The organism is Yonghaparkia sp. Soil809, assembly GCF_001429705.1.
Taxonomy (GTDB): Bacteria; Actinomycetota; Actinomycetes; order Actinomycetales; family Microbacteriaceae; genus Microcella.
Genome location: NZ_LMSV01000001.1, coordinates 263,133 through 281,238 on the forward strand (window position 1 = coordinate 263,133; position 18,106 = coordinate 281,238).

The 18,106-nt window shown below is 72.8% G+C and carries 17 protein-coding genes; 7 read left to right on the plus strand and 10 right to left on the minus strand.

Annotated features, from left to right (window positions below):
- Positions 1 to 34 precede the first annotated feature (34 nt).
- From rpsP to ASG83_RS01325, 3 genes are all read right to left on the minus strand, one after another.
- On the minus strand, positions 35 to 508 hold the full coding sequence (gene rpsP / locus ASG83_RS01315) for a 30S ribosomal protein S16 (protein WP_055856186.1): 474 nt from the start codon (positions 506 to 508) through the stop codon (positions 35 to 37).
- A gap of 200 nt (positions 509 to 708) precedes the next feature.
- Positions 709 to 1,500: an LLM class F420-dependent oxidoreductase gene (locus tag ASG83_RS01320; RefSeq protein ID WP_055856190.1), complete on the minus strand. Its 792-nt coding sequence runs from the start codon at positions 1,498 to 1,500 to the stop codon at positions 709 to 711.
- A gap of 4 nt (positions 1,501 to 1,504) precedes the next feature.
- Positions 1,505 to 2,896, minus strand: coding sequence for an amidase family protein (locus ASG83_RS01325; protein ID WP_055856193.1), 1,392 nt, complete (start codon positions 2,894 to 2,896; stop codon positions 1,505 to 1,507).
- Positions 2,897 to 2,962: 66 nt separating this feature from the next.
- On the opposite strand from ASG83_RS01325, the gene ASG83_RS01330 reads away from it, so the two are divergent.
- Positions 2,963 to 3,397, plus strand: a complete 435-nt coding sequence (locus ASG83_RS01330; protein ID WP_055856197.1) for a hypothetical protein — start codon at positions 2,963 to 2,965, stop codon at positions 3,395 to 3,397.
- Here ASG83_RS01330 and ffh read toward each other — a convergent pair.
- Positions 3,394 to 4,998: a signal recognition particle protein gene (gene ffh, locus ASG83_RS01335; RefSeq protein ID WP_055856200.1), complete on the minus strand. Its 1,605-nt coding sequence runs from the start codon at positions 4,996 to 4,998 to the stop codon at positions 3,394 to 3,396. The two genes, ASG83_RS01330 and ffh, sit on opposite strands and share 4 nt — an antisense overlap.
- Positions 4,999 to 5,057: 59 nt before the next feature.
- Between ffh and ASG83_RS01340 the strand changes: the two genes are divergently transcribed.
- Positions 5,058 to 5,570, plus strand: a complete 513-nt coding sequence (locus tag ASG83_RS01340) for a gamma carbonic anhydrase family protein (protein WP_055856203.1) — start codon at positions 5,058 to 5,060, stop codon at positions 5,568 to 5,570.
- 14 nt (positions 5,571 to 5,584) lie between these two features.
- On the opposite strand, the gene ftsY is transcribed toward ASG83_RS01340, so the two are convergent.
- The 4 genes from ftsY to ASG83_RS01360 form a co-directional block, all read right to left on the minus strand.
- Positions 5,585 to 6,457, minus strand: coding sequence for a signal recognition particle-docking protein FtsY (gene ftsY, locus ASG83_RS01345; protein ID WP_055856206.1), 873 nt, complete (start codon positions 6,455 to 6,457; stop codon positions 5,585 to 5,587).
- A 77-nt stretch (positions 6,458 to 6,534) separates the two neighbouring features.
- Complete coding sequence (locus ASG83_RS01350; RefSeq protein ID WP_055856209.1) at positions 6,535 to 6,804, minus strand: DUF3039 domain-containing protein; 270 nt, start codon at positions 6,802 to 6,804, stop codon at positions 6,535 to 6,537.
- A 39-nt stretch (positions 6,805 to 6,843) separates the two neighbouring features.
- Positions 6,844 to 8,394, minus strand: coding sequence for a hypothetical protein (locus ASG83_RS01355; RefSeq protein WP_055856213.1), 1,551 nt, complete (start codon positions 8,392 to 8,394; stop codon positions 6,844 to 6,846).
- Complete coding sequence (locus tag ASG83_RS01360; RefSeq protein ID WP_369813368.1) at positions 8,370 to 9,323, minus strand: ABC transporter ATP-binding protein; 954 nt, start codon at positions 9,321 to 9,323, stop codon at positions 8,370 to 8,372. The genes ASG83_RS01355 and ASG83_RS01360 overlap by 25 nt, the downstream gene beginning before the upstream one ends.
- Before the next feature lie 257 nt (positions 9,324 to 9,580).
- Here ASG83_RS01360 and ASG83_RS01365 point away from each other — a divergent pair, with 257 nt between their 5' ends.
- The 4 genes from ASG83_RS01365 (at position 9,581) to ASG83_RS01380 (ending at position 12,813) form a co-directional block, all read left to right on the plus strand.
- Positions 9,581 to 10,273: an NTP transferase domain-containing protein gene (locus tag ASG83_RS01365; protein WP_055856218.1), complete on the plus strand. Its 693-nt coding sequence runs from the start codon at positions 9,581 to 9,583 to the stop codon at positions 10,271 to 10,273.
- 133 nt (positions 10,274 to 10,406) lie between these two features.
- Positions 10,407 to 11,204: an ABC transporter permease gene (locus tag ASG83_RS01370; RefSeq protein ID WP_235459980.1), complete on the plus strand. Its 798-nt coding sequence runs from the start codon at positions 10,407 to 10,409 to the stop codon at positions 11,202 to 11,204.
- A complete protein-coding gene (locus tag ASG83_RS01375; RefSeq protein ID WP_055856222.1) occupies positions 11,204 to 11,947 on the plus strand; it encodes an ABC transporter ATP-binding protein in 744 nt (247 codons plus the stop codon). The genes ASG83_RS01370 and ASG83_RS01375 overlap by 1 nt, the downstream gene beginning before the upstream one ends.
- Positions 11,944 to 12,813 carry a hypothetical protein gene (locus ASG83_RS01380; RefSeq protein ID WP_055856225.1) on the plus strand — a complete coding sequence of 290 codons (870 nt, stop codon included), beginning with the start codon at positions 11,944 to 11,946 and terminating at the stop codon, positions 12,811 to 12,813. Before ASG83_RS01375 ends, ASG83_RS01380 begins: the two co-directional genes overlap by 4 nt.
- Positions 12,814 to 12,816: 3 nt before the next feature.
- Here ASG83_RS01380 and ASG83_RS01385 read toward each other — a convergent pair whose 3' ends face one another.
- On the minus strand, positions 12,817 to 14,115 hold the full coding sequence (locus ASG83_RS01385) for a CDP-glycerol glycerophosphotransferase family protein (protein WP_055856229.1): 1,299 nt from the start codon (positions 14,113 to 14,115) through the stop codon (positions 12,817 to 12,819).
- A gap of 100 nt (positions 14,116 to 14,215) precedes the next feature.
- On the opposite strand from ASG83_RS01385, the gene ASG83_RS12995 reads away from it, so the two are divergent.
- On the plus strand, positions 14,216 to 17,014 hold the full coding sequence (locus ASG83_RS12995) for a CDP-glycerol glycerophosphotransferase family protein (RefSeq protein ID WP_235459981.1): 2,799 nt from the start codon (positions 14,216 to 14,218) through the stop codon (positions 17,012 to 17,014).
- Between the two features lie 36 nt (positions 17,015 to 17,050).
- Here ASG83_RS12995 and ASG83_RS01400 read toward each other — a convergent pair whose 3' ends face one another.
- A complete protein-coding gene (locus tag ASG83_RS01400; RefSeq protein WP_055856232.1) occupies positions 17,051 to 18,100 on the minus strand; it encodes a glycosyltransferase family 2 protein in 1,050 nt (349 codons plus the stop codon).
- Between the last annotated feature and the right edge of the window lie 6 nt (positions 18,101 to 18,106).

Below are 18,106 nucleotides of genomic sequence, written 5' to 3' on the forward strand. Positions count from 1 at the left end.
CCAGATGCTCCAGCGTGTCAGCGAGCACGATGCGTCAGGCCTTGTCGGCCTCGGCGGCGTCGGCCTCGGGGGCCTCCGCCTCGGGGGCCTCGACGACCTCGGCCTCGGCCGACTCGGTCTCGGGCGCCTCGGCGGCCGGAGCCTCCTCGGCCTTCTTCTCGGCCTTGGGCTTGAGGACGGGCTTCTTGGCGGCGTCGAACTGGAACGCCTCCTTCGGCTCCGCGTAGCGGACGGTGCTCTTCGCACCCTTCTCGCCCTTGAACGTGCCCCAGTCGCCGGTGAGCTTCAGCAGCGCGGTGACCTGCTCGGTCGGCTGGGCGCCGACGCTGAGCCAGTACTGCGCACGGGCCGAGTCGACCTCGATGACCGAGGGCTCCTCGGTGGGGTGGTACTTGCCGATCTCCTCGATGACACGACCATCGCGCTTGGTGCGCGAGTCGGCGACGACGATGCGGTAGTACGGCGCGCGGATCTTGCCCATGCGCTTGAGACGGATCTTGACAGCCACGATTCTCCAGAAGTGTGAACGGGGTGAGTCGACGCCGGTTGCGTGGGGCACACTCGGCGCGAAAGCTCGGAAGGGTTGCTCGCTGGCCTGATTAGAGGGTCGGGCGCGCGAGCACTCGACCGCCTATTCTTGCAGATTCCGCGGGCGGTCGCCTACCGCCCGCATTCGCGACCGCGATCGGGGCCGCGGGCGACGGATGCTCAGCGCGAGCCGTCCCTCCAGGCGAGCCAGTCGCGCACGGGCGCGAGGTCGTAGTCCGGCCCCGTGAGCCCGATCGTGAAGAGACTCGCCCCGAGGCCGCGCAGCTCGTCAGCCTCTGCTGACGATTTCCGCCCGAGCTCGACGGAGATCTCGATCGTGCCGGGGTCGCGACCGACGTCGGAGCAGTGGCCGGCGAGGATGCCGAGCTTCCTCTCCAGAGTCTCGGCGTCGCTGAAGCTGTGCCAGATGCTCGCGTGCTCGGCGACCATGCGGAGGGTCTTCCTCTCGCCCCCGCCGCCGATGAGGATGGGGATGTCGCGCGTGGGCGGCGGGTTGAGCCTCGTCCACCGGTCGCGGATGATCGGCAGGTCGCGCGCGAGATCGTTGAGCCGCGAGCCGACCGTGCCGAACTCGTAGCCGTACTCGGCGTAGTCGCGCTCGAACCAGCCGGAGCCGGTGCCGAAGATGAAGCGGCCCGTGCCGGTTCCCTTGGCGCTGATGCGATCGATCGTGCGGGCCATGTCGGCCTGCAGGTTGGGGTTGCGGTACGAGTTGCAGTTGACGAGGGCGCCGAGCTCGATGCGGCTCGTCTGCTCGGCGATCGCCGCGAGCATCGTCCACGACTCGAAGTGCAGGCCGTCGGGCTCGCCGTAGAGCGGATAGAAGTGGTCCCAGTTGAAGACGATGTCGACGCCGAGCTCCTCCAGCTCGGTGACGCGATCGCGGATGAGCTCGTACGGCGCGTGCTGGGGCTGCAGCTGAACCCCGATGCGGATGGGTCGCATGGTCATGCCCTCAGACTACGGTCGACGCCGCCGGGGAGGCGGTGCGCTCCCAGGGCGCGAGGAGCTCGAGCTCGGCGGCGACGGCGAGCAGGAGCGCCTCCCCCGCGCCGTCCGCGGCCGGGCGGGCGACGAGCTGCACCGCGAGCGGCACGGCCGCCTCCGGGTGCCACCCGGCGGGAACGACCGCGGCCGGCCAGCCGAGCAGGTTCCACAGGGCGGCGTAGGGCGCGTACCCGATGCTGGAGCGCAGGTTCGCGATCCATCCGCGCCGGTGCCAGCCCTCGGCATCCGGCCCCGGCTGCGCGAGCGCCGGCGTCAGCACGACGTCGACATCGGCGGTCGCCACAGTGACGCGAGCCCGCAGCCGGTCGACGGGGCCGGGCCGCAGGGCGCCGAGGCGCTCGAGCACGCGCCCGGCCCGGACGTGCGCCCGCACGCGCGGCTCGAGCAGGCGGTCGTCGAGCCCGAGATGCGCGGCGTCGGCGGCGGCCCCCGCGAACCAGCGCGCGAGCACCGGAAGCGGGTCGGCGGGGTAGGGAAGGGCGAGCTCGACGACCTCGTGCCCCGCCGCGGCGAGCGTGGCGGCCGTGCGACGGGCGGCCGCCTCCCAGCGCGGATCGAGCCGGGCGAGAGGGGTGGGGATGCCCGGGGCGAGCCCGATGCGCAGACGGCGGTCGGGCGGCGCGACGTCGGCGAGGGCGGGGCGGCCCGCCATGACCGCGAGCAGGAGAGCGGCATCCGCCACGGTCGTCGCGAGCGGGCCGTTCTCGCTCATCCCGAACCAGCTGTCGGCGCCCATCTCCGCGGGCACGAGCCCCGCGCCGGGCTTGAGCCCCACGAGAGCGCAATTGGCGGCGGGGATCCGGATCGAGCCCATGCCGTCGGCCGCGTGGGCGACCGCCACCATGCCGCTCGCGACCGCGGAGGCCGAGCCGCCGGAGGAGCCGCCGGCGGTGCGGGTCGGGTTCCAGGGGTTGCGCGTCGTGCCGTGCACGGAGTCAGTGGTCCCGAACACGCACAGCTCGGGCACGCGCGTGAGGCCGACGACGACGGCACCCGCGGCGCGCAGCCGCGCGACGACCTCGTGGTCGGCCAGGCTCGGCGCGGCGCTGGTCGCGGCGCTGCCCTCGAGCATCGGCTCGCCCGCGACGGGGATGTTGTCCTTGATCGCGATCGGCACGCCCGCGAGCGGGAGGTCCTCCCCCGCCGCCAGGCGCGCATCCACCTCGGCGGCCTCCGCGAGCGCGCGCTCGGCGCGGACGAGCTGGAAGGCGCCGAGCTGCGGGTCGAGCGCGGCGATGCGGGCGAGGGCGGCACGGGTCTCGGCGAGGGCCGTGGTTGCGCCGGCGCGCACGGCGGCGGCGGTCGCGACGGCGGACTCCGCGGCGGCGGGGAGGCTCATGGCTTCACCCTACGTCGACGCGCGGCTCCCAGCCGCGGCAGGGGCGCGCCGCACCAGAATCGAGCGATGAGTGACGCACGGGAGCCCGGAACCAGCTGGCCGCAGCGACTCGCGCGCTGGGCCCTCGGGGGCGCGCTCGCGTTCGCGGGCGTCAGCCACCTGACCTACGGGCGCGAGGAGTTCCTCGCCCAGGTGCCGCCGTGGCTGCCGGTCGACGCCGACCTCGTCGTGCTCGGCTCCGGCGTCGTCGAGATCGGGCTCGGCCTCGCTCTCATCGTGCTCGGGCAGTGGCGCGTCGCCGTCGGCTGGGCGACGGCGCTGTTCTTCCTCGCGATCTTCCCCGGCAACATCGCGCAGTTCACCGAAGGTCGTGACGGCTTCGGTCTCGACACCGATGTCGCGCGGGGCATCCGGCTGCTCTTCCAGCCCGTCCTCGTCGCGTGGGCGCTGTGGTCGACGGGCGCCTGGCGCGCCTGGCGGGACTCCGCTCGGACGCGCTAGCGGCCGAGGAACTTCTGCAGAGCGGCGAGCTCCTCCGGCGTCGGCTCGGTGCCGCCCGCGGCGCCCGCTCCCCCGGCGCCGCCGAGGCCTCCGAGCCCGAAGCCCGAGCCGGCCGCCGCACCGGCGGGGCGCACGCCCTGAGCGCGAGCGGCCTCCTCGGCCGCGCGCTTGGCGGGGTTGCCCGACTTGGAGCCGCCCTTGCCCTTCTTCTTCGCCGCGGCCTTGCGCGCGCTCGCCGCTCCGCCTCCGCCGCCCATGCCCGGGATGGGCCCCATGCCCGGGACGTTCGGCACGCCGCCCTTGGCGACGGTCTTCATCATCTTCGCCGCCTGCTCGAAGCGGTTCACGAGGGCGTTGACCTCGGTCACGGTCGTGCCCGAACCGCGCGCGATGCGCAGGCGGCGCGAGCCGTTGAGGAGCTTGGGCGTGCGGCGCTCGGCGAGCGTCATCGACTGGATGATCGCCTCAGTGCGGGTGAGCTCGCTCTCGTCGAAGTTGTCGAGCTGCTCGCGCATGCCGCGGGCTCCGGGGAGCATCCCCAGCATGCTCTTGATCGAGCCCATCTTCTTGAGCTGCTGCATCTGGGCGAGGAAGTCCTCGAGGGTGAAGCTGTCGGTCGCGAACTTCTCAGCGACCTTCTGGGCCTCGTCCTGGTCGAAGGCCTTCTGCGCCTGCTCGATGAGGCTGAGGATGTCGCCGAGGTCGAGGATGCGGCTCGCCATGCGGTCGGGGTGGAAGGGCTCGAAGTCGTCGAGGCCCTCGCCCGTCGAGGCGAACATGATCGGGCGACCGGTCACCGAGGCGACGGAGAGCGCGGCGCCGCCGCGCGCGTCGCCATCCAGCTTCGACAGCACGACGCCCGTGAAGTCGACGCCCTCCTGGAAGGCCTGGGCCGTGGCGACCGCGTCCTGACCGATCATCGCGTCGATGACGAAGAGCACCTCGTCGGGGTCGACGGCCTTTCGGATGCTCGCGGCCTGCTTCATGAGCTCGGCGTCGACGCCGAGGCGGCCGGCCGTGTCGACGATCACGACGTCGTGCAGGCGCGTCCGGGCGAACTGGACGGCGTCCCTCGCGACGCGCACCGGGTCGCCGACGCCGTTGCCGGGCTCGGGGGCGAACACCGCGGCGCCGGCCTGCTCGCCGACGACCTGCAGCTGCGTGACGGCGTTGGGGCGCTGGAGGTCGGCGGCGACGAGCAGGGGGGTGTGGCCCTGGCCCTTGAGCCACTTGGCGAGCTTGCCCGCGAGGGTCGTCTTGCCGGCGCCCTGGAGGCCCGCGAGCATGATGACGGTCGGCGGGTTCTTCGCGAACTCCAGGCGACGCTGCTCGCCGCCGAGGATCGCGACGAGCTCCTCGTTGACGATCTGCACGACCTGCTGCGCGGGGTTGAGCGCCTTGTTGACCTCGTCGCCGAGCGCGCGCTCGCGGACCGTATTCGTGAAGTCCTTGACGACGGGCAGTGCGACGTCGGCGTCGAGCAGCGCGCGCCGGATCTCGCGGACGGTCTTGTCGACGTCGGCCGGGCTCAGCTTGCCCTTCGTGCGGAGGGCGCTGAACGTCTGAGTCAGCCGGTCGGAGAGGGTGCCGAAGGTCGCCATGATCCGCCCATTCTAGAAGGGCCCGTCTGGTTGACTGGAGGCGAGAGCGAGGAGGCGGGATGCGACGGCGCATTTTCGGCAGGGAGCCCGCGGTCGACGAGCGGGCGTGGATCGCCCCCACGGCGGTGCTCATCGGCGATGTCACGGTGCACCCGGGCGCGAGCGTCTTCTACGGCGCCGTGCTCCGCGGCGATCGCGCCGCGATCGTCCTCGGGGAGGACTCCAACCTCCAGGACTCGGTGACGGTGCACTGCGACCCGGGCACGCCGACGATCGTCGGCCGACGGGTCAGCGTCGGCCACGCCGCCGTACTCCACGGCTGCACGATCGAGGACGACTGCCTCATCGGCATGAGCGCGACGGTGCTCAACCGGGCGGTCATCGGCAGCGAGTCCCTCGTCGCGGCGGGCGCGGTCGTGCTCGAGGACACCGTCGTGCCGCCCCGATCGCTCGTCGCCGGCGTGCCCGCGAAGGTGCGGCGCGCGCTCACGGACGACGAGGTGGCGGGCATCCGTCGCAATGCCGACACCTATCTCATGCTCTCGCGGGAGCACGCGGCGATCGAGGACTGAGCGCGCGGGGTCCGCTACGGGACGAGCGAGGCCGCGAAGACGTGCGGCGTGAATCCCGTGAGATCGCCGATGCCCTCGCCCTGGCCGATGAGCTTGATCGGGATCCCCGTGCGCTCCTGCACGGCGAGCACGAACCCGCCCTTGGCCGAGCCGTCGAGCTTCGTGATCACGAGACCCGTCACGCCCGCGTGCTCGATGAAGGCCTCGGCCTGCGCGAGCCCGTTCTGGCCGGTCGTGCCGTCGAGCACCAGGAGGACCTCGGCGATCGGGCTGAGCTTCTCGACCACGCGCCGGACCTTCGCGAGCTCGTCCATGAGGCCCGCCTTGGTCTGCAGGCGGCCGGCGGTGTCGATGATCGCGATGTCGATCCCGTCGTCGATCGCCTTCTGCACGGTCTGGAAGGCGACGCTCGCCGGGTCCTGTCCGTGCTGCTGGGGGCGCACGACGGATGCTCCCGCGCGGTCGGCCCACGTGGCGAGCTGCTCGACCGCGGCGGCGCGGAAGGTGTCGGCGGCGCCGACGACCACGCTGCGCCCGTAGCCGGTGAGGAACTTCGCGAACTTGCCGATCGTCGTGGTCTTGCCGACGCCGTTGACGCCCACCACGAGCACCACGGCCGGCCGTGCGCTCAGGGTCAGGGTCGGGTCGTGCGCGGCCAGTCGCTCCTCGATCGACTCGCGCAGCATGCGCTTGAGGTCGGCGGGATCGGTCGTCCGGTACCGCTCGACCTGCGCGCGCATCTGCTCGAGGATGCTCTCGGTCAGATCGGGGCCGAAGTCGGCCCGGATGAGCGCCGTCTCGAGGTCGTCCCAGGTGGTCTCATCGATCGTCGGCTTCGTGAACAGCCCCTTGAGGGCGCCGCCGAGGTTCCAGGAGCGTTCCGCCATGCGCCCCAGGCTAGTGCGGCCGGCGGGGCGACCGCGGCGCGGCACTCAGCAGGCTCGAGGGTGCGAGGCGCCGACGACTACGCGTCGCGCATCTTCTCGTAGATCTCCTTGCAGGTGGGGCAGACCGGGAACTTCTCCGGGTCGCGACCCGGCGTCCACTTCTTGCCGCACAGCGCGCGCACGGGCTTCCCCGTGAGCGCGGACTCCATGATCTTGCTCTTCGGCACGTAGTGGGAGAACCGCTCGTGGTCGCCGTCCTCCAGCTGCTCCTCGTTGAGCAGCTTCTCGAGCTCGCGGTCGAGGACGTCGAGCCCTCCGCCGGTTCCGGTGTCGTCCGTCGTCGCCATTCTCCGATTCTACGACGCGCCCCGAGCGCGGGGGCCGAGTCAGCTGCGCAGCACGAGGTCGAGCAGCTCAGGCGCGCGACGCCGGAAGACCCGCCCGCCGATGAGCACGCCGAGCGCGAGCATGACGACGCCGGTGGCCGCGCCCGCGATCGCCGCGGCGGGCAGCAGCTCGGTCTCGCCGGTCGCCCCGCGCCAGGCGGTGTGCAGGGTCGGCGACATCAGGACGATGATCGCCAGAAGCGAGAGCCCCTGCGACCAGCCCGCGGACGCGGCGGTGAGCGGGGGCTGATCGAACGGGCCGGCTCCCGGGCGCGGGGCGGGATAGGGGGCGGCCGCCGAGGCGACGCTCGAGACGCCGATGCCCGTGAGCAGGAGCCCGAGGCTCGTGCCGAGGAGAGCCGGCTCGATCCCCTCGATCCCCGACCAGACGGCGAACAGCGGGGCGAGGAGTACGACGAGCGGGACCCCGAGGAGGAGCGGCGGCACCGCGCGCCCCCAGCGGTCGGATGCTCCGCGCACGTGGGCAGCGACGTGCAGCCACACGGCGGTGTGGTCGTAGGCGACGTCGTTGTGGCTGAACCAGCCCAGGAACAGCGCGAGCACGGGGATCGGGATGAGCCACAGGTACTGACCGGGGACCCCGGCGATCGCGAGGGCGATCATCATGAGCGCGGGAGCGACCGGCAGGGCGAGGATCGCGAGACGGTAGCGCGGGTCGCGGGTCCAGTAGAGGATGCTCCGCGCAGCGATCACGCCGCCCTGCGTGGCCGGCACGAGGTCGAAGACGCCCAGTCCGCGCGAGCGCGGGACCCACCGCTGCCGCTCGGGCGCCTCGAGGAGGCGGCCGACGAGCAGACGCCAGCCGAGTGCGAGCACCCCCACGAGGGCGATCGCGCCGAGCATACGCGCCGTGAGGGCCGGGGGCTCGCTGCCCGCCACCGCCCAGGGCAGGCCGAGCGGCGAGGAGGAGAGGAATGCGGCGACCTCGTCCACGCGCGCGTCGTCGCGGCCGCGCTCGACGACGAGGGCGGTGGTGATCGCGGCGGCGAGGCAGAGCCCGACGACGCCGCGGGCGAACAGCGCGACGGTGCGCGCGGTGGTCGGCGCGACCGCGAGCTGCGCGGCGATGGCGACGAGGAACTGGCCGGTGAGGACGATCGCGACGCCGCCGACGAGGCCTCCCCCGACCGCGGCGCCCTCGAACGGCGTGCCCGCCCAGGAGACACCGAGGGCGATGACGAGCACGATCGTGAGGAGACCCTGGACTCCCACCGCCCCCGCGAGCGCGAGCGTCGCGGCGAGGCGACCCGGCGCGATCGGGAACGGCGCGAAGCGCCGCGGCTCGAGCGCCGAGCCAAGCCCGGAGGTCAGAGGGCAGATCGCGAGGGCCAGGGCGAGGATGCTCGTGATGACGATGAGCCCGGCACGGTGCCCGTCGTCCTCGGGCCGGAAGGACTGCGCCGCGTCGAGGACGGCGCCCGTGAACACCGCGATGAGCACAGCGACGAGCCCCGTCCGGGCGAGCCGGCGAGCGCCGCGGAACGCGGAGCCGAGCAGCGCGAGCTTCAGTCGGATAACGTCGTCAACCACTCGAGCCCCTCCACCGCGCTGCGGCCGCCGGCGAGATCGACGAACCGCTCCTCGAGCGAGGATCCGGCGCGCACCTCCTCCAGGGTTCCCGTGGCGAGGATGCTCCCGCCGACGATGACCGCGACCGAGTCGCACACCCGCTCGACGAGGTCCATGTTGTGGCTGGAGAGCACGACCGTCCCGCCCGCGCGGGCGTAGGAGCGAAGGAGGTCGATCGCGTGCGCGGTCGAGACCGGGTCGACCCCCTCGAAGGGCTCGTCGAGCACGAGCAGTCGCGGCGAGTGGATGAGCGCGGCCGCGAGCGAGACCTTCTTGATCATGCCGATCGAGTAGTCGGCGACCGGGCGGTCGAGCGAGCCCTCCAGGGCGAGGGCTCGCGAGAGGTCCTCCGATCGGCTGCGCGCCGTCTCGCGATCGAGGCCGTGGAGCACGCCGCAGTAGTAGAGCATCTGCGCGCCGGTGAGCCGATCGAACAGGCGCATGCGGTCGGGCAGGACGCCGAGGACGCGCTTCGCGTCGCCGGGCGAGCGCCAGACATCGGCCTCCCCCACCACGACCGAGCCCGCGTCGGGCCGGAGCAGCCCGGTGATCATCGACAGCGTGGTCGTCTTCCCCGCGCCGTTCGGCCCGACGAAGCCGAAGATGGCCCCCTTGCGCACCGCGAGGTCGATGCCGTCGACGGCGATCGTGCGCCCGAAGCGCTTGCGCAGGCCCGTGACCTGCAGCACGATCGGCGCGGGAGGGGGCGGCGGGGCTGCCGGGAGGTGCGCGCGCGGGCCGGTGGGGGTCGCCGCGGACGCGCGGGAACGAGAGGCGGACTTCGTGGAGGCCGGTGTCCTGGCCTTCGCCGGCCGCGCGGGAGCCGCCGCGCCGTCGACCCCCGTGCCGGGGGTCGCGTCGCTGGTCGAGTGCGGCGTCGGGGAGTCCACGCGTCCACGCTAGCAACGCCTGCCGTTCCCGGCCCGCCCTCCCTCCACGTTCGTGACGGCCGGTCACGATCCGGCAACGGATGCGGGGCATTTCCTGTCCATCCGGCGGAAAGGCCGGTAAACTCGCCGCAGCACAAGGGAGTGTCTGATCCACAGCGCGCAGTTGACCGTTCGGTGAACTCTCACCGACCGATCCCCCGACACGGGAGCATGATCGCCGAGAGCCTGCGCAGCCGACTGAAGACACAGGAGGTCTCATGACCACGCAGATCGTCATCCTCGCCGCCGGGATGGGCAGCCGCCTCGGCCGCTCGCTCCCGAAGCCGCTCACCGAGCTCAGCGACGGCCGCACCATCATGCAGCAGCAGCACGACAACATCGCGGCCGCGTTCGGCACCGACGCCACCATCACGACCGTCGTCGGCTACAAGCTCGAGCACATCATCGACGCCTTCCCCGACGTCAACTACGTCTACAACGAGCAGTACGACCAGACCAACACCTCCAAGAGCCTCCTGCGCGCGCTCAAGGCGACCGGGTCGCAGGGCGTGCTCTGGATGAACGGCGACGTCGTCTTCGACCCGCAGGCGCTCGTCCGCGCCGCGAGCCTCGTGCACGCCGATCGCTCGTTCGTGAGCGTGAACACCTCCAAGGTCTCCGACGAGGAGGTCAAGTACACCGTCGACGCCGAGGGCTTCATCAAGGAGCTCTCCAAGCAGGTCGTCGGCGGGCTCGGCGAGGCCGTCGGCATCAACTACATCGCCTCCGCCGACAAGGCGACGCTCATCCACCACCTGCAGCGCGTCGCCGACCAGGACTACTTCGAGCGCGGCATCGAGCTCGCGATCGAGCAGAACGGCCTCCGCGTCGAGCCGCTCGACATCTCCGACCTCTACGCCGTCGAGATCGACTTCGCCGAGGACCTGGAGCGCGCGAACCTCTTCGTCTGATCGACGCGCCCCCGAACGACCGCGAACGGCCCGACCCCGGCAGGGGGCGGGCCGTTCGGCATCCGCCCCGCCGCTCGATCGATCGGTGCCGCTCTCGGCCGACGCGGGCGGGATGCCGCTAGCGTTGTGCACTGTGACCCTCGCCTCGCCGTCGCGCCCGCCGCGCACCCCCGCACGGGTCTACCGTCAGACGCTCTGGCTGCTCACGAGTCGCGATCTGAGGGTGCGGTACTCGACGTCGTTCCTGGGCTACGTGTGGTCGGTGCTCGACCCGCTCGTGATGGCCGTCATCTACTGGTTCGTGTTCACGCAGATCGTCGACCGGTCGATCGGCGCGGACCCCTACATCGTCTTCCTCCTCGCGGGGCTCCTGCCCTGGACGTGGTTCAACGGCGCGATCGGAGACTCCACGCGGGCGTTCATCAAGGACGCCAAGCTCGTGCGATCCACGCGCCTCCCCCGGAGCGTCTGGGTCGCGCGCATCGTGCTGTCGAAGGGCATCGAGTTCGTGCTCGCGATCCCGGTCGTGATCGCGTTCGCGGTCATCTACGGCGCCGAGCCCACCTGGGGCGTCCTGTGGCTCCCGCTCGCGATCCTGCTGCAGGCGACCCTCATCCTGGGGCTCGGCCTCATGATCGCGCCGCTCGTGGTGTTCTTCCGCGACCTCGAGCGGGCCGTCAAGCTCGTGCTGCGGTTCCTCTTCTACGCCTCGCCGATCATCTACGGCCTGACCGACCTGCCGGACGGACTGGAGGCGTGGATGGCGTTCAACCCGCTCTCGGGGATCTTCTCGCTGTACCGCGCGAGCTACTTCCCCGACCAGGTCGAGCCGTTCGCCGTGGTCGTCGCGGCGATCATGAGCCTGGTCATCCTCGGAGCGGGCATCCTCGTCTTCCGGCGCATGGTGCGCGCCGTGCTGAAGGAGATCTGATGGGCGACGTCGTCATCCGCGTCGAGGGAGCGGGGATCCGCTTCCGGCGCAACCGCCGAGGGCGCCGGAGCTTCAAGGACCTCTTCGCCGGCAGCAACCGCCGGGCGCGCCCCAACGAGTTCTGGGCCCTGCGCGGCGTCGACGTGGAGGTGCGGGCCGGCGAGGCGATCGGGGTCGTGGGCCGCAACGGCCAGGGCAAGTCGACCCTCCTCAAGCTCGTCGCCGGCGTCATGCTCCCCGATGAGGGTCGCGTCGATGTGATCGGCGGCGTCGCCCCGCTCATCGAGATCACCGGCGGATTCGTCGACGATCTGACGGTGCGCGAGAACGTCCACCTCACGGCCGGGCTCCACGGCATGACCCGAGCCGAGATCGACGAGCGCTACGACGAGATCATCGACTTCGCCGAGCTCCGCGAGAGCGTCGACACCCCGTACAAGCACCTCTCCAGCGGGATGAAGGTGCGCCTGGCGTTCTCGGTCATCTCGCGACTGGAGGAGCCCATCCTCCTCGTCGACGAGGTGCTCGCCGTCGGCGACAAGGCCTTCCGCGACAAGTGCTACCAGCGCATCGACGAGCTGCTCGCCGGCGGTCGCACCCTCTTCTTCGTCTCGCACAACGAGCGGGACCTCACGCGGTTCTGCACGCGCGGCCTCTACCTGGACAAGGGCCTACTGCAGCTCGACGGGCCGATCGAGGGGGTTCTCGCGGCCTACAACAGGGACTACGGTTCCCCCTCATGAGCTCCCACGACCCCACGACGCCCCGGATCGTCCCGCCGCCGCACGAGGAGGCCGACCCGCGCATGGTGCGCGCCCTGCAGGCGATCATGTCGTCCCAGCGCCCCGCGGTCATCGCGCACGTGCGCCGACTGCGCCGCCGCTCGCCGAACGCCTCGCCCGATGAGGTGATCAGGATGCTGGAGAAGCACTACCTGACGCTCGTGACCGCGAGCGGGGCATCCGTCGGCGCCGCGGCGGCCGTGCCCGCCGTCGGGATCGCCGCCTCCCTGACGCTCAGCGGCGTCGAGACGGTCGCCTTCCTCGAGGCGAGCGCGCTGTTCGCGCAGTCGGTCACCGAGGTCCACGGCATCGCGATCGACGACCCGGAGCGGGCGCAGAGCCTCGTCATGGCGCTCATGCTCGGCGGCGCCGGCAAGGATCTCGTGACGCAGTTCGCGCGGCAGATGACGGGCGGCGCTCCGCGCAACGCCTACTGGGGCGAGCTCGTGACAAAGAGCATGCCGCGGGTCATGCTCGACTCGCTCGCCGACCGGCTGCGCACGGCGTTCGTCCGGCGCTTCGCGGTCACGCAGGGCGGCACGGCGATCGGCCGCGCCATTCCCTTCGGCATCGGCGCCGTCATCGGCGGAACGGGCAATCACATCCTCGGTCGCAAGGTGGTGAGCAACGCGCGCGAGGCGTTCGGCCCCGCACCCGTGATGTGGCCCATCACCCTCGAGATCGAGACCCGCGCACCCGGCGCGCCCCGCCCGGGCCGCCGCGTCGTGATCCGCGAGGCCGGCCGTATCGGGCCCGTACGGGTCCCTCGGCTCGCGATCGAGCGGCGCGGCGAGACGGACGCGCCGGACGAGGCGTTCGAGATCTGACGCTCAGCCCTCGCCGGGCGCCGCGTCCTCGTCGATGTCCTCGTCGAAGGGGTTCGACTCGCTCGTGATGGGGTCGTCGCGGTGCTGGGCCGCCGCGCGCTCCCACTCGGCCATGAGCGTCTCGACGGCGGCGTGGAAGCGAGCCGTCGCGGCACCCGGCGTCGTGTCGCCGAAGTAGCGCTCCACCCAGTGCTGCAGGCGCTCGTGCGCCTCGGTGCTCGTGAGCACGCGGTCGATGGCGGGGACGACCTCGCGCGCCTCGTGCGCGGTGAGCCACTCGCACGCGCCGAGGTAGCCGGTGGCATCGATCTCCGCCTGGGACGAGGCGGGACGCGCGATGAGGATGGGCCTGCCCGTGGCGAGCCGGTCGTAGACCATGGCGGAGATGTCCGTGATGGCGACGTCGGCGGCGGCGAGCTGCCAGCCGAGCTCCGGGCCGTCGTCGAAGACGTGCTGCGCGCGCGGGTCGGCGGCGTTCGCGCGGGCGAGAGCGGCGACGATGCGCGCGTTCGCGGCACCGTACTCGGGGTCGACGACGCCGCTGCGCGGGTGCGGCCGGTAGATGACCCGATGCCGGCCGGATGCGAGCAGCTCGTCGACGAGCGCCTCCCCGTGGCTCGCGATCGAGCCGTAGGCGGCGGCCGGCCGGTCGCCCTCCCAGGTGGGCGCGTAGAGCACGACCGTGCGGTCGTCGGGGGCGTAGGGCAGGGCTCCCGCGAAGTGGTCGGCCTGCGGGCGGCCGATCGCGATGGCCTTGCTCTCGACGTCGTAGTTCCAGAGCTTGCGGCGCAGGCGCTCCTTCGCGGCGTCGCCGGCGACGAACGCGTAGTCGTACGCCTTGTACTGGTTCGTGGTCATGTACATCTTGTCCGACTCGCCGTGGTTGACGAACACGTGCCACATGCGGCTGTAGCGGAACATCTGGAAGTTCTTCGCGTTCTGGTTCACGTAGAGCACGATGCGCAGCGGCTGCTCAGCGACGAACCGCTCGAGATCGACGACGCGGCGCAGGTACACGGCAGGAACGGGCGACTCCTCGAGGAGCGTCAGCATCGTGCCGGGGCTGCGGGCGATGATGGCGACGGGATGCTCGGCCGCGAGCTCGGCGAGCGGCGCGTACCACTGGCGGATCTGGTACAGGTTGACCCGCGTGTCGGCGAAATACACGGCGATCTGAATGCTGCCAGGGGCGGGGGGCGTCACGGACGCCAGTCGCGCGGCCAGCTGCGCGCGATGGCGGCGCGACCGCAGGATGTTGCGCGCGAGGCGTCGCGCCGTGCCCAGCTGCTTCAGAATGCTCACTGCTCCATCATGGTCTCCGCCGTCGACGCGACCCCGCGAACAGGGGGCAACCGTTATGCGTTTGTTCGCTGGAGGCGCGGGCGTGGAAGAATCGCCCGCGATGGCCCGCTTCACGTTCAGCGCCGGCAACGCGCGCGCCCTGGCTCGCGCCCCGCTGTACGGGCTGGGCGCGCTCGCCGCGCGCCTCGTGCCCCGCGACCCGTCCCGGTGGGTCTTCGGCTCGGGCATCGGGGTCGGCGAGGGGGCTCTCGCGCTGTGGGAGCTCTGCCGCGATCGCGACCCGGAGCGCCGCCTCGTGTGGCTCGCCTCGAGCGACGAGGAGCTCGCGGACGCGATCGCGCGGGGCATGCGCGCGGTGCCGGCGCGGGGCATCCGCGGGTTCTGGGAGACCCTGCGGTCGGGCGTCGTCATCGTCACGCACGGGCTCGGCGACGTCAACCGCTACGGCTCGAGCCGCGCGCTCGTCGTGCAGTTGTGGCACGGGATCCCGCTCAAGCGGCTGCACCTCGACACGGGGGCCGCGCTGCGCCTGCCCCTCATCGGATCCCTGCCGGGAGCCCGAGCGCTCATGGCCCGCCTGTACCGCGCCGGCTCCTCGCGCATCGCGCTGTTCCCGGTAGCGAGCGAGCTCGTCGCCGCGCGCGTGCGCTCGGCGTTCGGACTGCCCTCCTCCCGCGTCCGCGTGCTCGGCGACGCCCGCGACGACGTCCTCCTGCACGGCGATGCGGACGCCCGCCGGGCCGCGGCGCGCGCGCTGGTCGAGAGCGTGGTCGGCGTCCTCCCCGAGTCCGCGCGCGTGGTCCTCTACGCCCCCACCTGGCGGGACGGCGAGACCGACCCGGCCATCCCGACCGAGCAGGAGTGGCGGGCGATCGCGGAGTGGGCCGAGCGCGTCGACGCCGTGCTACTGATCCGATCGCACCCGCTCGGCGCGGGCTCGTACGCGGCGGGGCCGGCGCTGTCACCGCGGATCCGGCTCATGGGGCGCGACCTCCTGGGGGATGCGACCCCCGCGCTGCCGGCTCTCGACGCGCTCGTCACCGACTACTCCTCCATCGCTTTCGACGCCGCGATCGCGGGCGTGCCGAGCGTGTTCTTCGCGCCGGACCTCGCGCGCTACCTCTCGACCCGCGGCCTCTACACCCCGTACCGCGCGTTCAGCGGCGAGGACCCGGCGACGACCTGGTCGCGCACTCTCGAACGGCTCGACGGCGCCCTCGACGAGGGCTCGGCGCGCGCGGCCGCCCTCGCGCACGCGACGTGGCTGCGCGACGAGCACGTCGACCGCCTCGACGGGCGCGCGACCGAGCGGGTCCGCGCGGCGATCCTCGCCCTGCTCGGCGAGCGCGCGGCGCCGGAGGACCTCGACGCGGTGCCCGAGCGCCCCGTCGTCGTCGACGCCGTCGCGATCGAGAGCGGGGACGACGGCGCGGGCGCGACCGTGGTCGTCGCGGGGCGATGCGCCCTCGGCCTGCGCGGCATCGCGCTCGTCGGGCCCCGGCAGCACCTGCCGGGCGCGCTCTCGGTCGACGGCGAGCGCTTCACCGCGCGTATCCCCCTCCTCGTCTCCCGCTGGGGCTCGGAGCCGCTGCCGGCGCCGAGCGGCGCGTACGCGCTCGAGCTCGAGCTCGACGGCGCGGCGCGCCCGACCGCGCGCGCTACGGTCGCGGCGACGCTGCCCACGGCATCCCTCTCGCCCCTCCTGCGCGTCGCGGTCGCCGCCGACCGGGGAACCCTCCTGGTCACGCTCGCCCCGCCCCTCGCCGAGGACGAGCGCGGCGCGGCCGCCCAGCGCCGCCTCGAGGCCGATTACCGTCATCGCGAGGCGACCCCCGAGCGCGCCGTGCTCCTGGAGAGCTTCTACGCCCAGACCGCGGCCTGCAACCCGCTCGCGATCGACCGCGAGCTCGCCCGCGCGCACCCCGACGTGGTTCGCTACTGGTCGGTCGTGGACCGCTCGGTGGCGGTTCCCCAGGGCGGTGTGCCGCTCGTCGAGGGCTCGGCGGAGTGGTGGCGCGTGCGGGCCGACGCGCGCGTGCTCGTCGTGAACGACTGGCTGCGCAAGCGCTGGCGGCCCCGCCCGCACCAGACGGTGCTGCAGACCTGGCACGGCACGATGCTCAAGCGCCTCGCGCTCGACCGCGATCGGGTCGGGCCGCGCACGCGCATCGCCGTGCGGCGCGAGAGCGCCCGGTGGTCGGTCCTGCTCGCGCAGAACCCCTACGCCGCCGGCATCCTGCGCCGCGCCTACGCCTTCCGCGGCCCCGTCTGGGTCGAGGGGTACCCGCGCAACGACGTCCTCGTGACGGGCGACCGCGCGGCCGCGCGCGAGCGCCTCGGCGTCGGCGCGCCACGTCGGGCCGTGCTCTACGCCCCGACGTGGCGCGACGACCGCACCGAGATCGTCGACTTCCTCGACCTGCCCGGATTCGCGGCGGCGCTCGCGGACCTGCCCGGCGACCACGTCCTGCTCGTGCGCGGGCACAGCCGCACGCTGCGCTTCGGCCGCGACCTCTCGGCGCCGGGGCTCATCGACGTCACGACGTACCCGTCGATGAGCGACCTCCTGCTCGCGGCCGACGTCGTCGTGACCGACTACAGCTCGATCATGTTCGATGCGACGACGACGGATGCCCCGCTCGTGCTCTTCCTGCCCGACCTGGAGCACTACCGTCGCGACCTGCGCGGCTTCTACTTCGACGTCACGACCGAGGCCCCCGGCCCCGTCGTCACCGACCGGGATGCCCTGCTCGCGGTCCTCGGCGACCTCGCGGAGGGAGCGCCGGCCGCCGACCCCGCGGCCCTCGCCGCGTGGCGCGCGCGGTTCAACCCGCTCGACGACGGACGCGCCGCCGAACGCGTCGTGGCGCGCATGATCGCGGCGGGGATGCTCGGCTGAGCCCGGCTCCTGCGGCGCGGCGTGCCGCGGCGCGGGTCAGGACTCGGTGCGCGAGCGGTCGACCGCGTCCCGCGCGCCGAGCGCGACGCCGCGGAGGAAGCCCGAGCCCCACGACACGTGCATCGTCGCGATCACGAGCGCGAAGGTCGCGCGGTCGGCGAGCGAGCGCCCGCTCGACGGGACCCCGAGGAGCCCCAGCAGGAGGAGGAGATACGCGAGCGGCGCGAGGTGGACGAGCCCGAGCACGACCGACGCGGGGCCGAGGAGGGCTCCGGTCAGCTGGAGCAGGAGCACGACGAGGCTCGCCGCGCTCGCGACTACGAGAGCGGGAGGGGCGAAGTAGCGCACGGGGTGCCGGCCGCCGTGGCGGCGCACGAGCTCGCCCCGCCAGATCCCCGTCGCCACGAACTGGCGGGTGAGCTTCGACCACGTGTCGCGCGGCCAGTACGTGACGCGCAGCGCGGGGTCGAGCCACACCACGTGACCGGCGCTGCGGAGCCGGAAGTTCAGCTCCCAGTCCTCCCCCCGGCGCAGGCCCTCGTCGTAGAGGCCGACCTCGACGACCGCGGCTCGGCGCATGATGCCGAGGTAGGCGCTCTCCGCCGGGCCCTCAACGGCCGAGCCGTGGTACGCCCCGCCGCCGAGTCCGAGCCGGGAGTTGTAGGCGCGCGCGACGGCCGACTGGAAGCGGCTCCGACCGGCGGCGACCATGAGGCCCCCGAGCGACGCGGCGCCCGTGCGGGTGAGGGTGGCGACGGCGGTGGCGGTGTAGTCGGGGTCGAGCTCGGTGTGGGCATCCACCCGCACGATGACGTCATGGCGCGCGGCCCGGATCGCGCGATTGAGCCCGATCGGGATGGCCATCTCCGGGTTGTGGACGATCCGGATGCGCTCGTCGGCGGCGGCGAGCCGTGCGACGCGCTCGCTCGTGCCGTCGGTCGATGGACCGAGCGCGAGCACGAGCTCCTGGTCGCCGCCGTAGCGCTGCGCCAGGACGCTCGCGATCGCGTCGTCGATGTAGGCCGCCTCGTTGTAGACCGGCATGACGTAGCTCACACCGGGGGTCTCTGAGGGTGGAGCGGCCATAGCTCC